Raw genomic sequence first — 14,513 nt, forward strand, 5'->3', positions numbered from 1 at the left:
AATATGGACAAGGTGTTACATAAGATAGCTAATTTGATTAGCGGTGAGGCTAATAGAATCATCATTGGAATTTCGGGTCATGGTGCATCTGGAAAAACAACGTTTGCTCATAATCTTTTAAAGCTTTTGCAGCAGGATGATGTGAATTATATTAATACAGACCCCTATATTGTTGAATCTAGTCTTAGAAAATACACTTCTATCGACTATGAATATAAGAATGAACATTACCACGATAAAGTGACAGCTTGTCATCCTGCTGCTCATTATATATCTGCTTTAGAGAGAGATATTCATATGTTGAGGGATGGGTTGGATTTTTACACCATTGGCACGGACTATACAAAAAGTATGTTCATATCTTCACAAAAAAAGATAAATATTGTAGAAGGCATGAGCGTTGCTTTTACTGACCCAAAATTGTATGATCTGAAAATCTACTTATATACGGATGGAGAAACCGAGTTGGTGAGAAGGAGTATACGTGATGTTTCTGAAAGAGGAACGGATATAAATTATTTAAGAAAATCCCATGAACAGCGTAGGATGCAATATGAGTTGTTTATGCATTCTTATCATCATAAATTTGATATCGTTTTAAAAAATTCCAATGAAGAGTATGTTCTTGAAAAGGGAACGTTGTAAAGTCAGCTTCATTCTCGTGGAGTAAAAACAGTGAACAGCGAATCAGGCAATATATTGTGTTGGTCCAGTCGGATATCAATAAAAAACACGGAAGCCGCTTTACTGGCTTCCGTGTTTTTGGAACTGTGTAGATGAACAGACGCTATTTATTTACCGCTGAGTCACCTATTGGAGTGAATGTATTCTCCACAGTAATGTTAGAGAACTTAGCATAGTTCAGTTGCTCAATCTTATTGGCAACATCATTACTGTCAACGGCAAATCCGACATATACCGAACCATCCATAGCAATAGTTCGCTCGCCAATTAGCTTCCAGTCTTTTCCGTCCGTTGATCCGTAAGCATAAAAAACATCTCCCTTACGGCCAAGTTTGAGCCAATACCCTTGCTCCACACCATTTATTTTGAACGGAATATCTGGAACAAGTTGAATGCCAGCTTTTTCAGCAGCTGATACGCTGTCTAAAGTTTCAGTTAATTCATCAAATCCTCCGCCCTTAATGTTTCTGCCCGTCAGATAAGATGACCAGCTGGTTTCTTTGGACAACTTCACATAGGAGATACCAAGGGCCGCCGCGGCACTGTCTTTATTCAAGTCATCGCGGATCATTAGCCCGGTGAAGGCATGGTTGTCAACGGCCCCGATTTCTTCGAGCTTCGCGGTAAATTCCATATCTCCGTTCATTTCTTTATACACGAAGTGGAAGTCATCTTTGGTTGCATTGTTCGCTTCAGAACGTTCTGTGCCACCTTCACTTTTTCCAAGCTTTCCGTTGCCTTTAACGGTAAGCACATCATTTGTCATACTTCCGGAACCCTTAATGTACGGATCACCGATATCTGCTGTAGTCCAACTCTTTCCAGCCAGGGAAGAGGTAGCGGTATTGACATGAATGTTAGCAGCTGTGGTCTGCGTCTCATTTCCTTGGGTATCGGTCACTCTTGCAGAGATATAGTATGAAGCATCCGTTAAATTCTTGAGGGTATACGTATATGTGTTGCCTTTTTTGACTGCTTCCCCAAGATATTTAGAGCCATTATATACAGCAACTTTTTTTATTTTGTTTCCGGATTTAGGGGAAGCGTTAATTTTAACTTCGACCTCTTTCCCGGTAACAAATTGTGCATTGTTTTCTGGCGCCAAAAGCTTAGCAGCGGGGTTGTCGGCGACGTGTTTCATATCAACTAGACCGTTAATATAAAGCTCAAGCCAGGTGTAACCATTTTTAGTAACCGTTTTGTATGCATCCTTGATGCCCCAGATTTTATTTTTCTTTTCCCACTTGTCGTCTATTCCGTTTTGATTAGTGTCAAATTGCTTATCATATTGTGCCTCGATGACGCCAAAGTCTGAAATGTAACCCCCGACTTCATGTTCAGTGTTGATATATCTTCCCGAGTTCTGCTCGACTTCTGCCACAATTCTTGCATCGATCGCATCGCGACGTGGATAGGTAGCTCCGGCTTGTTGCAGAATGCTTTTTAATAGTGATTCATTCGCTTGCTTTACGCCGGTCTTAACATAATTATCAAATGCTTTATTGGTAATACCATGGTTAACTCCAGTACTGTCCGCGGAAAGATATGGTGTGGCTGCAAGGGTCGTCTTTTGTTCACCACTCTGTACACCGGAAAATTTCACATAATCTGAAGAATCATTCAGTAAGCCTGTGAGCTTGCCGTTAATTCTGTTTCCAGCGATGTAGAAACCGCCTAGCTTGGTAGCTTCACCGGCATCAATGACTCTGTTAGTTACATTATCTCTTGTACCTGGACCGGCAATTTCGATATTGTTCATAAAGTTAGTAAAAGTAAAACCTCCGCCATAAGTGCCGTTAAAGCCCCAATTGTAAATTACATTGTTCGAGAACTGAACAACCGCCACATGATCAGCATCTGCAGCACCTGCGTAACCGCCGCCTAGTCTTGGGTTTCGCGAGGTATGGTTCGCATACAGATTGTGATGGAATGTTGTTTTGTCTCCGCCTGAAATACCACCGTAGCCATGTCTTCCTTTGGAATGCCCGGATAGAGTCAGACTTTCGGAAATAATGGACCACTGGATCGTGCCATTTTCGCCTCTATATAAAGATAGAGTTTCATCTGTGTTCCAACTGAAGGAACAATGGTCAATGAGGAAGTAGCTGTTGTCTCTCCCCCAAAGCGCATCCATTGAATCGCTGCCATTATACACATTAGTGGCACCCGGACGGAAAGAGGTGTAGCGTATGATGATATTCTCTGAATTGCTGATATTGGTATCCCAACCTGCAATGGTAATTCCGTTGCCTGGAGCGGTTTGCCCAGCGATGGTCAGGTTTTTAATATTATTGAGACTTAACGTGCTCTTCAGTTCAATCGTTCCGGAAACATGAAAAACAATTGTACGACCCTCTTTAGGAGTAGATAAAATCCCATAGCGAAGGGAGCCTGCAATCGGTTTGTCTTTTACAGCGTAATCTTCAAGGGTAGTTACGATGTATACATCGCCTCCTCGACCACCGCTCGTATAGGCGCCGCCACCTTCCGCGCCAGGAAAAGCAAGAATAGAGGCACCCGCAAAACTTTTGTCTCCGTCTGTCTGCCCTGAAGCTGCAAGTGTGTGACCTCCTAAAAATGAAAACGCTACCGAAAAACTCAATAAGACACCCATAACCTTACCTGATTTTTTACTCTTCCATTTCATCTTTTTGACGTATAACATGGATACAGTCTTATCGCTGAATGCTGTTCCTGTTATACTTCCTCCTCTCAGTGAAATGTTACTGGTCTGCGACAAGCAGCTTACTGGTAATACTTTAAAACTTTTAGGGCGTATTTACCTGCCAAAAAAATCTTTTTTTGTGCCAACTATTGCTCTTTGGTTCTTGCGCAAACGAACAAATTCATATTATGTTCTTAGTATTACAGCAGCTATAGTGCTTGGCATTCCATGACGATAGGGAGAAAAACATGAATATTAAATATCAGCATCGTGACCAGGCGTTTCACTCCTTTATTTCTACCAATAACACTTATCCTCTTCATCTACACAAAAATGTAGAGATAACAATGGTTTTGTCCGGCAAAATCAATATCAACATCAATGGAAAAGAGTATGATTTGTCTGAAGGAGACATAGCGATTATTTTTTCCAATCAACCTCACAGCTACAAAACCATAGAGAAAAGCCAGATCCTGCTGTTCTTTTTTGACGCCACGTTTCCGGGGGATTTTGCGGGGGATTTGCTTAATCATGTTCCGGATAACCCTATAGTTTCGAAACAAAAGGTGCTTCAAGATCTGCTGGAAACCTTGTATAAACTATATAAAGAACAATGTGATGTTCGTCTGCTCAAGGCTTATACCTCTGTAGTATTAGGGCACGCGCTGCCGTTACTGCTAATGAAAAAAGTAGACTACAAAAAAGAAATGGATCTCGTCCCCAAAATCCTTGCTTACATCGACATGCATTTTTTAGATCACATAAATCTGGATACGCTTTCAAGAGAGCTTGGCATTAGTAAATTTATCATTTCCCGAATCTTTTCTGAGCAGTTTCATATTTCATTTCGTGATTACATCAATGGCCAACGGGTAGCCTTTGCTCATATGCTGCTGTTATCCACTACCCATCCGGTCACGGATATTGCGTTTGATTCCGGATTCAACAGTTTGCGCTCTTTCTATCGTGTTTTTAAAAATGAATACGGGATAACCCCCAATGAATTTCGCCGAAAAGTATCGAAGGAGTGTGTAGAATGAAAATGCTGAAGATGGCTTATATTCTATTTGACGGGATGACTACGTTAGATTTTGTTGGTTTTTACGATGCGGTTACCCGGATGGGAGTTCTAAAGGCGATAGAAAATGTATCGTGGGATTTTTGTTCCAACAAGGAAGAAGTCACGGATGATCGAGGATTGACGTTGAAAATAAACCAGGTTTCCCCTGATCTGTCAGCCTATGATTTGATATTTATCCCTGGAGGGTTATCCACTCGACAACTTAGATTCGATACTGATTTTATAACATGGATTCAGACTGCTCGAGAGGTTGATTACAAGGTGTCAGTGTGTACAGGGGCTTTGATTTTGGGAGCTGCCGGTTTCTTAAATCAGAAGAAGGCGACTACCAACCCTTCTGCATATGAACTATTAGCACCTTATTGTTCCGAAGTAGTTAAGGAACGGTTCGTAAGGGATGGAAATGTTTTTACTGGGGGAGGAGTAGCAGCTTCAATTGATCTGGGTTTATATTTCATAGAATCGCTTACTAATGAAAATGTAGTTCGAGAAATTCAAGAGAAGATGGATTACCCATATTACAAGACAATTAACCCTTCCAAAGGGAGACCATACCTATAAAAGATGGGAATTAATGATATAATATCCAAAGTGAAATAATTAAGGTGATGAATAGAGGCGTAAGTATGTTGGACACAAACTGCCAGTTTTTCCTTTTCTATTTATTTCGATAAAAAGTCAAAAGGAAAAGTATAAACTTGAAGTACTAGATGATAGTGTAGTAATCGGTGAAACAAATATTATGTGTGATTCCTTGAAAAAAATTGTGATTCATAATCCTATTTCAATATTTTTTTCATATGATTCCGGCTCAAAAAAAGAAAAAAATAATTACGATACAGGTAAATAAGGATGAAGCAAAAGATCGAAAAACAATATTAGAAGAGCCACTTAGTCCCAGAAGAGATGTTGAAGATATGAGGTGTTACGATGAAGATAGGGAAACCGATTAGAAAGAAGGTATACGGATTTATTTTGCAAGACAATGAAGTTGGAGAAAAGACCTTATTAGTCTATCTTAATGAACCAGAAGTACCCTTTAGATTAGTAGGTGGAAATATCGATGCCGGGGAAACAGAAGAAGAAGCATTATTCAGGGAAATTCAAGAAGAAAGTGGACTTAAACAATTTAAATTAGTAAAGAAAATAGGCACACAATATTATTATAAGGATTTTATAGATGCGAATGTCGAAAGACATGACTACCTTCTAATTCCAGAAACGAGATTACCTGAAAAGTGGAGCTTCACTGGAGAAGGAGAAGGTGAAGACTGTGGGACTATTTTTAACTACCAATGGATAAATCAAGATGAAATATACTTATTAGACAAAGAGTTTAGAGAATACATGACGGAAGATTACATGCAAGAATTATTCAGCAAGGTAAAAAGGTAATCCATCTAAACCAAGTGCGAAATGATAATTTAAAAAAATCGGCTGTAAGTATAAAAAGCATAAAGATGGTGGGATTATTTTGCGTGCAGTTAAGCCTATAATGTTATGGTTTATTTCGACGATTTTATTCACCCTGGCAGCCTTTGGATTGGAGCTTTGGGAAGGAACTAAAATAAGTACAACAGAATATTACGGTTTTCAAAACATTGGGTTTGCTTTTATTTTTCTGATGTTCCTTTTTTCAGTTCTTCTTTACCCGGTTATACTGCTTCCTTTATCATGGGTTATTCGAAAGATAGCTAATCCTTTAATAAGCCGCATAATGATATTCTTATTGAGTGGTATTGCGGGATATGGTTTCTTTTACGAGGTGTACGATGAACGCTTTATACGGGAATACCATTTGAATAGTAGTACAGCTATTGTTTTTTTCGGAATTGCTGGTTTCATCTATGCTCTGGTGGATTACTATTTTGAGTCGCAAGCCATTAAAGCCGAACAAAATCCCTGCTAACCGTGGCGGCCGGCAGGGACTTTATTTTTTAATCTAAGTATTAGGTAATTTGTCAACCTCATCAGTAAAAGCTCTCAAGTACTGGGTGAATATTCCTGTATCTATTTTGGTGGTTGCATCATTTGCAATAGGAGGCGTATCTTGGATTTGTTTGTACATACGATCCATCTCACCCGTGAGCTTAGCCCAGATGCTTTTAATTGAATCATATTTTGCATCAAGGTTGTTGATATAATTATCATACTCCATTTTTTGGGTCATTGCTTTTGCTAATTGCTCGATTGTAAAATCTATATCTATTGTTTGACCCGTAGAGCCAGTTCCTGAACCTGCATACCAGCTGATATCAACAAATCCATCATTCCAAATATCTGAAACGACAAAATTACTGATTTCTTTAAGCGTCGCTTCAGGAGACTGTTCAGTTGTACCTGCATTACCTGAAGCTGAAGTATTAATTACAGGTTCCTTAAAGAGTTTCCTCACTTCGTTAAATGCATCCTTGTCCTTGTCATTAGACGAATATCCCCAACCAACTTTATCATCCTTAATAAAAATGATAAGTTCGCTATTGGAGGAAGACTTCTCACCTTGGATAAGCACGAGTTTATCTTTTCCGCCATCTTTGTCCGTATAATCAGCTGTTTCAATTACTGTAGGATTCTTAAGTTTATTATTCTCGGGTGTCTCAGTAGATTCAGCCATTTGGAAAATGGGTTGTACATCTGGAAGTATATTTTCGGATACGAATTTCTTTTTCGCTTCGATATCTGAACCATTGAGGAAAATCTCCACATAGTTGAGAGCCAGTTTCTCGGAAGCTGTAAGTTTCTTTTTTGGCTCAGGAGTGGGCTCTGAAGGGCTGGCTGTTGCTTCGGACGGTGTAACTCCTGTAGACGTTGTATTTTTTTTCTCTGAATTTGTTGTGGAACTACCACATCCTGAAAGGATTACAATAGTTGCCACGATACATAAAAAAGCTTTTTTGTTCAATCTTATATCCCCCTAAATCTGCTAATAATTGCTAGTTGATTCTACCAGATATAGGAATAGTAATCTATGAATTTTAATTTATGACGGAACCAATATATTAGATTAGCGTGTTTTATTTTTCGGAGGTGAACATTTTGCTGAAAGTACTAAGGGTGTGCGGTATTTTATTCAGTGCAGCAACAATCATTCTGGGAATCACATTTTTCCGCGGTCAGGATCAAGTGATAATCTCTTGGACTATGCTGGGGATGTGCGGAGCTTTAATATTTAATGGAGCGGCATTGTATTTGAAAACTAAAGATAAAATGGCTGTGCTATCCTCGATTGTTGGGATTGTACTGTTAATAGTCTCGCTTACTCAGTTTCCTTTTTGAAAATTAAAAACAACCTCGTCAACCTTAATGGGTCGATGGGGCTTTTTTACGTTATTTTCCTTTATATTTATTTCTTTTTCTTCTTTGTGGGTCCGATCTGGCGTCTTACCTTATCGTTCTCATCTACCTCAATAATATAAATCTCCTTCACTGTACCGGAAAGAGTAAACCATTCACGCATAGCTTCAACCTCGGTCATCGGTCCTAATATTCGTTTCCCCCTATAACATATAAAAAACACTCATACTCCTTAGTTTGTTTGCGGAAATACAATAAATGCTTATAAAACAAATTATAAACCTGAGCGATGACTTTGTATGTAATAATTCATGCCTGGCGGGATATTTTTACATTGATTAACGAACGTACGTTTGGTTATAATACAAACAAATGTTCTTATCCTTGGAAGGTGAGTAATTATGCAAATAAGAATCGGTCAAACCATTGAAATAGTGTACCAAGATAAATCAGGTAAGATATCTCAACGTAAAATTGAAGTGAAAGGGATTCGTGGAGAATATATTCGCGCAACTTGCTTATCAACCGGAGCTCCGCGCGTATTTCTGGAGGCTAATATTCTTGCTTGGCAGCCTGTGCAAATGAAGCGACATGCTTAGTGACACCGCCCGAAAGCTACTAATGATCATGCGCCACTCTGCCGTGCATCATGCTCATATGCCAACTTTACAGGAGTTAGAAATCAAGAGTGGACGGACACCAAGTAAGATCATTAGTGGGCTTAGGGAATTAGTTAACGAAAAATATATAGAATGGACCCCGCACACTCCACCAGAGAGCGCCCGAATTATTGAAGGCTGGGAAAGGATTGACCCTAGGTTTAAAAAGAAAAAGTCAGAGCCACAAGAGCTCCAGTGGGGGATAGATGGTAGCAAAACGAATTACTGGACGGATTATTAGGAGGGCAACTTCATGATGAAAAAATTAGAGAACGTATGGGAGTGTAGCAGAATGATATTGCCCGAACATAAAAACCGGATTATAGATGACAATAATGAACAGGAACGTCGTGAAAAACCCACTCTAGATCTACAGGAGATAGAGCGCTTTGAAAAATTGTTATATCGTTCTATGGAAGAGCACAGCCCGATTACACTCACTCTGTTTGATCCCATGGAGAATATATTAAAACGAGGTATCGTGATGAAACTGGATAAACAACAGGGAATTAAACTCCGCTGGTCGGAGGATGAGTGGGATTGGTTCAAGATGGAGGATGTTATTGCAATAACTACATAATTCACTTAATAAAAAACAGGTTAGGAGCAATCTCCTAACCCGCGCTGTACTTCTGATATTAATGTTCTGCTCCGTGGAATAAGACCACTGGTGAGGTACTTGGCAGTGCTGGCGCAATGCTGACGATAGTGAGGACCAACAATAAAGAGACGGCAAATTTTTTCACAGAGACTCAACCCTTTCTTTGAAATTTATTATTTTCTCTTCAAAATCTTTAATCTGAGTAGCATCAGCACATGAACGTAATGATTCGAAGTATACTACTGCTTGTTTAAAGATTTTATCAGAGTTTGTGACCTCTGCAGAATCTAATAATTTCATGCTATATTTGATAGCTGTATTATAATCTTGAATTTTTGTTTTATATCTGATCATATTAATAAAAAAAGTTTCTTGGTAGGAATTTATTATAATTTCATCAGCAGCGGTATCCTCAAATTTTGAAATTCTATTAGAGAAAAGAGCTAAATGAGATTCAATGTTTAAATCAAAATTAGTAGCTGCCTTTAACAAAGTTATTAGTCCTGGTAGAACTTCTTTAGAGTTGGATAAAAGGAACGAAACATAGCGATCTATGAATTGAATATTTCCAGAAAGCACTTCTACTTCTAAAAGATTTGGTTCTGATATGTACTTATAATAGGCTACCTCATTTAATCCTTCAGCATCTAATCCCTTGAACCAACTCAAATCGCTATAAGCTTTAATGTAAGTTCGAGCTTTATCATAATTTTCAATTTCTTTGTGGGCTAGTCCCAACATAAGCAAGCTGTATCCATAATAATAAATTAAAGGTCGTTGGTGTTTCAGTTCCAGTTCATTATTATGTGTGTAATTATTATAAATTTGAGTTATTCGGTTGAAAAAGGTATCTGCTAGTTTTAGAAGATTGGGCCAGCTTTCAAAAGAATATATCATTTTAAGAACTTTTACGGCTGGATCAAGATCTAGAAGATTTATATCTAAATCTAAATCGATATTTCCATCCAACAGCCTCACCTGCCTTTATTTTACATAATATACCTGTATTATACAATGTAATCAATAAATGGTCAATTAAGTGCTCCATATAAAAAATAGATGATTAATAGGGACCAATAAAGTAAATCTATCCATTATTGCGCCATGATGTGTGCCTGGGTAAGCTTTGGCCCGATGGCACTGACACGTACTGCGTATGGCCAAAGTTTATTAAAAGAAAGTGAGGCGATCGGTGGAAATCAACTGTCTAGCGAACATATCGTCAGTTTGGGAGAGCCCGCGACCCATGCGGTCGCGCTCCCGTATTTCCGAGTTATTTTCGTCGAGGTATTGAAGTAACGGAAACGGAACGTTGGGCTGGTGAGGTTTGGTAGTAGTAGAATTACCGCTCTAGATGACCACATAAAAAGTCATATAGATTATGTAATGCCTCAAGAATAGCAGCAGCTACGACATAAACTAAAAGGTTGCTATTGATTAAATCATTTACCGTATTATGTTTTGTGAGTACAAACTGAAAGAATGTGTACATCGCAATTGTTGCATATGCCGCAACCTTGGAAATATTAAATAACTTATCAAAGATCATTAACAGTGCGTCCACCTCCTTAAGGAATAAATATTATCAATAAATACCTAATTTGAATATCTGTAAACAGAAGCCCAGAGCTGCTGGCAGAAGGCGGTTAAGCTCGATCCGGAATCGGCTGTGTCGAGATTTTATCTGGCTATCTTTTCGGTAAAGAGGTGTTAATTTACTGGTTTCAAAAAAAGAGGCTAGGAGAGACTGTCTAGCCCTCTACGTTTGGAAGATGTGACAACAGTTGCTCTACTTAATACACAGTAGCATTTTGTTGAGCAACGTGAAGTAAATAAAAAGCCTACACCATAAAAATGTAGGCCCACCCATTAAAAGTTACTCTGTTACTAATTTTGAGAAAATGCTTAAATCAATAAACTTTCCTTTGGACATTTCGCACTTTCTCATTGTTCCTTCGAATGTATAGTTTAACTTTTGCAAAACTCTTATGGAATTATTGTTTTCGGGTTCGACTTTTGCTTCTATCCTGTTGAAATTTAAAGTGTTGAACGCATAATCCATCAGAGATTGAATGGCCTCAGGAGCATATCCCTTGCCCCAATAATCTTTACTAATATCGTATCCAATCTCTGCTTTAGCGTTTGAAGAATCTATAGAATTATAACCGCAGGAACCAATTATGCGATTTGATTCTAACTCGATTATGGAATAACGAATAGCTTTGCTTTCCAAAGACAGGTTATTAAGAATTTTAATCATTTCTACTGCTTGGCTTTCATCAGTGAAACTATTGATATTCATAAACTTTGTAACCTCAGGATCAGACCAAATGTTAAACAAACTAGCAGAGTCAGATAATTTCATTTTTCTTAATTTTAGTCTTTTGGTTTGTATTTCTGTAATCAATATATTACCTCCATTATCTATTTGTTTTGGGGTTAAGATATCGATATCTGCGCATAGTTCAGTCCCTTCAATATTTAATTCAACACTATTATAACGTAAGAGTTTTTTTATGTCACAGTACGAAGATACAGATCATTAAAGGAGTAGGAGTATCCCTCCAAAGGTTATGACGAAGTAGCAGCCTATTGCGCATCAGGGAAGAGAAGGTCGTCGTTTTGATAACGAAATGATGTTTTTATCCTTATCATCACCATGGTCCGCATTTTCTTCTATCTCTTTTTTTTCATCGTGAAACTCAACAGGAGATTGGGCCGTGATGTAGTCAAATGGAGTGTAATTATTATTTGGTAATTTTCTTGTAAGGAGTACCTTTACAATGATGATTCCTAATGAGAGATAGAAAATCGCGCCTACTCCAGCCAACATGAATAGTACTAATCTCATTGTTAACACCGCCTTTGTTTGATTTTATAATCAAATGTTAATATTTACAAGAATCAGGCTGCTGAGTACTATTCATTCGACTGAGATTTGATGCACAGTAGGAAATGCTTGGGCCACTAGATTTTACAAATGGTGGAACCTTCGTACATACGGATGAAGTGTAGCACAATAGTCATACCTACACATGAAATGATTTGACAGTTATAAATATTAATTACTTTAAAGCATCACAGAAAGGTTGTTTTACAGACACCATACTCATATGGATATCCGATCTCATCTTTAAATGTAACCTCTGCACCATATCGACAGATACTGCTCTTAGAGACAGAACCTTTAATGTTGTATATTTCATCTACTGTGCTTCTTGGTAATAAGATAGGTTTTTAGATATATCAGTTTCTAACGGTAAGACCAATTTTTATGTAGTTACTACATTGAATAATAATGGAAAGTTAAGTTTCAAACGAAGCATCAGCTACCCCTCAGAAGGCAGATCAACCTGAACCAGAACCATCTGGTGTTCGCGCAATACTCACAATTACATTAATAACTGGTCTTGAAAAAGTCAGTGTGGCGGCGGTGCCCCGACTGCTGTATTTCTGTAACGTTTCCGCTTAATTGGCTTTGTCAGAAGCTTCATAGATTAGGCAACGAAGGGTCTGATCGGGATAGCGGAACTCCGCGATATAGCTACTTCCATCTTCCAACAACAGTTTAACATCCACCATCCCGCGTTTGTTGTTAAACTCGGTGTCGGTTAGATAAGCTTTGACAATGGTTCTTGTTTCTCCCTGCTTGTCCGTGATGACCTGCACGGCTTTATGAATCCAACTGGCATCCTTCTGGATGGTGCCGGCTGCGTCGTCGTCGATGGGAGTTCTCTTCAGTGCCAAATTAATGGCTGTCGTATCCTCTACGGCACCGGTTGTTGCATTAATCAACACATCATATTCCCAGAATACCTCGCCTGATCCGAGCAGGGTAAGATTCTTGTAAGGAGCAAAATGAACTGTCCAGGTTGGACGTTTGTTTAGTCCCAGCTCAATCAGCATTCCCGATGTTTTTAGCTTGGACACGTCGGCATCGAACAGCTTGCGCACACTGTCAGAGGCCAGTGCCTCAGCTTCAACCTGGCTGATTTTCTGAGGCTGAAGCTGAGGCACAGTCGGATTTCGCTTGGACACGAAGTAATTCAGCCGGTAGTACCAGTCAATCAGCTGTAACAGTTCCTCATCAGTCATACTCCTCTCCGGGTAGGTGTACGTATTGGTTTCTAAATCTAGATACATATCTGCTTGTCCAGCCTTTAACGGCAGCTGCTGCTTGGGGCGGAGGCCGTCATACACATACTTATCGTCCAACACTTGTCTGCGGTTGATTTCGGATTCGGTTTGTTCCCGACTTGAAATATGGGGATCTTCTGCCTTGTCTATAAAGTCATAGATTTGCTGGATTTGCGCCGCTGTCATCTGTTGATACAGGTCTTGTTGTATGGTGGATACCGGCGCCGGCGCCTCCACCTTTAGCACGGGTATCGTGCTTTCGCTCAAAGCCAGCCGGTTACTGCCCTGAATTGACGAACTGTTCTTGGCGAAAACTACGGAATTCATCAGGCTGGGGACGATCAGAGCACTGGCTGCAAGCACACCAGCTGAAAACAGGATAACAACTAATGTAGCGAACCGCTTTTTCTTGTTCAATCGGATTACCTCCATTGGGATCTAAGATGATGAATCTTTATACATCTTAACACCAAGTTATTATAGAATTAGGAGGATAGTTGTTATGGAGTTGTAAAAAGATCGGATACTTCCCCTTCACCAAGGACAGTCAGGAGTTAATCTCAATTTTGTCCACGTTCTTCTTCAAGAGCCACAGCTACAATGCAAGAAGTGTCTTTACAATAAAGATGTGCCAGAAGCGGGAAGTGTTTACTTAGTGTCGTATTTACATCGATGTGATTAGTCATAACTTTTCACCTAATTGGAAGTATGATTCGTGGGATAATTACATGAACAACAATAAAGTTATTAAGAAGGACTTTAAAGCAGAAAAACGATTGGTTGCGAAGAAATAGATAGTTCGGAGAACAAGGAGTTTTTGTACTGATGAACAATAAAGATTTTCAATACAGAGAGACATACTTTATTGTGGGGAATCCAGCAACTCTATGGATACTCATACTTGGATTGGTTTCGTTTGGAACAAGATCCAATAGGTCATCTTATGGATTATGGTGGGATTGTAGAGGGGGATACACCGGATCTATTAAACTAGCTGGATCTCATTTTGTTTGGGAGTGATTTGAATTTAGAGCATGCATTAAATAACCTACGATATCACACTTCTTTAATCCGTTTGATCGCCCAAGAAGGAAAAGAAAATAAACCACTCTTAGTTCTTATTGTGAAGTAACCTGAAGAGTCGCTCTCCTGACAAAAACCAACATATGTCTCTCCACTGACTAAATGTATTTGTAGTTGTAATTCTGTTTCAATTGCGTGAAAAATCAGTGTGAGATTCATATTAAAGCCCCCTTGCATAAGATGATTATATTCATAAAATACCCACTTCATTGTTAATGAACGCAAAATAGTTGACAATTGACAATGTTGTAATATTTTAAGCGTGATTTTGGCATAAACATGTCTATAACAAATACCCCGTCAATCACT

General features: G+C 38.9%; 19 protein-coding genes. 9 read left to right on the forward strand and 10 right to left on the reverse strand.

Features of this window, described 5'->3' with window-relative positions:
• Positions 1–3 precede the first annotated feature (3 nt).
• Entirely contained in the window at positions 4–645 is a 642-nt protein-coding gene (locus MKX34_RS12505) for a phosphoribulokinase (protein WP_076297687.1), read from the forward strand.
• 142 nt (positions 646–787) lie between these two features.
• On the opposite strand, the gene MKX34_RS12510 is transcribed toward MKX34_RS12505, so the two are convergent.
• Complete coding sequence (locus tag MKX34_RS12510) at positions 788–3,331, reverse strand: Ig-like domain-containing protein (RefSeq protein WP_076297749.1); 2,544 nt, start codon at positions 3,329–3,331, stop codon at positions 788–790.
• A 266-nt stretch (positions 3,332–3,597) separates the two neighbouring features.
• On the opposite strand from MKX34_RS12510, the gene MKX34_RS12515 reads away from it, so the two are divergent.
• The 4 genes from MKX34_RS12515 to MKX34_RS12530 all read left to right on the forward strand — a co-directional run bounded on the left by MKX34_RS12515 (position 3,598) and on the right by MKX34_RS12530 (position 6,339).
• The gene (locus tag MKX34_RS12515) at positions 3,598–4,389 is read left to right on the forward strand and encodes an AraC family transcriptional regulator (RefSeq protein ID WP_076147206.1); all 792 of its coding nucleotides are present in this window, start codon (positions 3,598–3,600) and stop codon (positions 4,387–4,389) included.
• A 5-nt stretch (positions 4,390–4,394) separates the two neighbouring features.
• A complete protein-coding gene (locus tag MKX34_RS12520) occupies positions 4,395–4,991 on the forward strand; it encodes a DJ-1/PfpI family protein (RefSeq protein WP_076224054.1) in 597 nt (198 codons plus the stop codon).
• A gap of 369 nt (positions 4,992–5,360) precedes the next feature.
• Positions 5,361–5,825: an NUDIX domain-containing protein gene (locus MKX34_RS12525; RefSeq protein WP_076224008.1), complete on the forward strand. Its 465-nt coding sequence runs from the start codon at positions 5,361–5,363 to the stop codon at positions 5,823–5,825.
• Between the two features lie 79 nt (positions 5,826–5,904).
• Entirely contained in the window at positions 5,905–6,339 is a 435-nt protein-coding gene (locus MKX34_RS12530; RefSeq protein ID WP_081384089.1) for a hypothetical protein, read from the forward strand.
• Between the two features lie 33 nt (positions 6,340–6,372).
• Here MKX34_RS12530 and MKX34_RS12535 read toward each other — a convergent pair whose 3' ends face one another.
• Positions 6,373–7,332 (reverse strand): hypothetical protein, encoded by a 960-nt coding sequence (locus tag MKX34_RS12535; RefSeq protein WP_051491433.1) that lies wholly within the window; start codon positions 7,330–7,332, stop codon positions 6,373–6,375.
• A 134-nt stretch (positions 7,333–7,466) separates the two neighbouring features.
• Here MKX34_RS12535 and MKX34_RS12540 point away from each other — a divergent pair, with 134 nt between their 5' ends.
• A complete protein-coding gene (locus MKX34_RS12540) occupies positions 7,467–7,706 on the forward strand; it encodes a hypothetical protein (protein WP_036686008.1) in 240 nt (79 codons plus the stop codon).
• A 67-nt stretch (positions 7,707–7,773) separates the two neighbouring features.
• Here the strand turns inward: MKX34_RS12540 and MKX34_RS12545 are convergent, their stop codons facing one another.
• Positions 7,774–7,905 (reverse strand): hypothetical protein, encoded by a 132-nt coding sequence (locus MKX34_RS12545; RefSeq protein ID WP_256717407.1) that lies wholly within the window; start codon positions 7,903–7,905, stop codon positions 7,774–7,776.
• Positions 7,906–8,122: 217 nt separating this feature from the next.
• Between MKX34_RS12545 and MKX34_RS12550 the strand changes: the two genes are divergently transcribed.
• The 3 genes from MKX34_RS12550 to MKX34_RS12560 are packed head-to-tail and all read left to right on the forward strand — an operon-like array spanning position 8,123 to position 8,963.
• On the forward strand, positions 8,123–8,323 hold the full coding sequence (locus MKX34_RS12550; RefSeq protein WP_036686009.1) for a hypothetical protein: 201 nt from the start codon (positions 8,123–8,125) through the stop codon (positions 8,321–8,323).
• A gap of 58 nt (positions 8,324–8,381) precedes the next feature.
• Positions 8,382–8,624: a hypothetical protein gene (locus MKX34_RS12555; RefSeq protein ID WP_141118531.1), complete on the forward strand. Its 243-nt coding sequence runs from the start codon at positions 8,382–8,384 to the stop codon at positions 8,622–8,624.
• Between the two features lie 12 nt (positions 8,625–8,636).
• Positions 8,637–8,963: a YolD-like family protein gene (locus tag MKX34_RS12560; RefSeq protein WP_036686011.1), complete on the forward strand. Its 327-nt coding sequence runs from the start codon at positions 8,637–8,639 to the stop codon at positions 8,961–8,963.
• 162 nt (positions 8,964–9,125) lie between these two features.
• Here MKX34_RS12560 and MKX34_RS12565 read toward each other — a convergent pair whose 3' ends face one another.
• The 7 genes from MKX34_RS12565 to MKX34_RS12595 form a co-directional block, all read right to left on the reverse strand.
• A complete protein-coding gene (locus MKX34_RS12565) occupies positions 9,126–9,962 on the reverse strand; it encodes a hypothetical protein (RefSeq protein WP_339205118.1) in 837 nt (278 codons plus the stop codon).
• A gap of 364 nt (positions 9,963–10,326) precedes the next feature.
• On the reverse strand, positions 10,327–10,548 hold the full coding sequence (locus tag MKX34_RS12570) for a hypothetical protein (RefSeq protein ID WP_141240305.1): 222 nt from the start codon (positions 10,546–10,548) through the stop codon (positions 10,327–10,329).
• A gap of 312 nt (positions 10,549–10,860) precedes the next feature.
• Positions 10,861–11,391 (reverse strand): GNAT family protein, encoded by a 531-nt coding sequence (locus MKX34_RS12575; protein ID WP_036686017.1) that lies wholly within the window; start codon positions 11,389–11,391, stop codon positions 10,861–10,863.
• 192 nt (positions 11,392–11,583) lie between these two features.
• Positions 11,584–11,835, reverse strand: a complete 252-nt coding sequence (locus MKX34_RS12580; protein WP_076100646.1) for a DUF3951 domain-containing protein — start codon at positions 11,833–11,835, stop codon at positions 11,584–11,586.
• A gap of 617 nt (positions 11,836–12,452) precedes the next feature.
• The gene (locus tag MKX34_RS12585; RefSeq protein ID WP_081384090.1) at positions 12,453–13,538 is read right to left on the reverse strand and encodes a hypothetical protein; all 1,086 of its coding nucleotides are present in this window, start codon (positions 13,536–13,538) and stop codon (positions 12,453–12,455) included.
• A 143-nt stretch (positions 13,539–13,681) separates the two neighbouring features.
• Entirely contained in the window at positions 13,682–13,807 is a 126-nt protein-coding gene (locus MKX34_RS12590) for a hypothetical protein (protein WP_256717697.1), read from the reverse strand.
• A gap of 370 nt (positions 13,808–14,177) precedes the next feature.
• Positions 14,178–14,363, reverse strand: a complete 186-nt coding sequence (locus tag MKX34_RS12595) for a hypothetical protein (protein WP_038570197.1) — start codon at positions 14,361–14,363, stop codon at positions 14,178–14,180.
• Positions 14,364–14,513: the final 150 nt, after the last annotated feature.

Origin of the sequence: Paenibacillus sp. FSL R5-0636 (assembly GCF_037974255.1) — a bacterium.
GTDB classification, from domain to species: domain Bacteria; phylum Bacillota; class Bacilli; order Paenibacillales; family Paenibacillaceae; genus Paenibacillus_AQ; species Paenibacillus_AQ odorifer.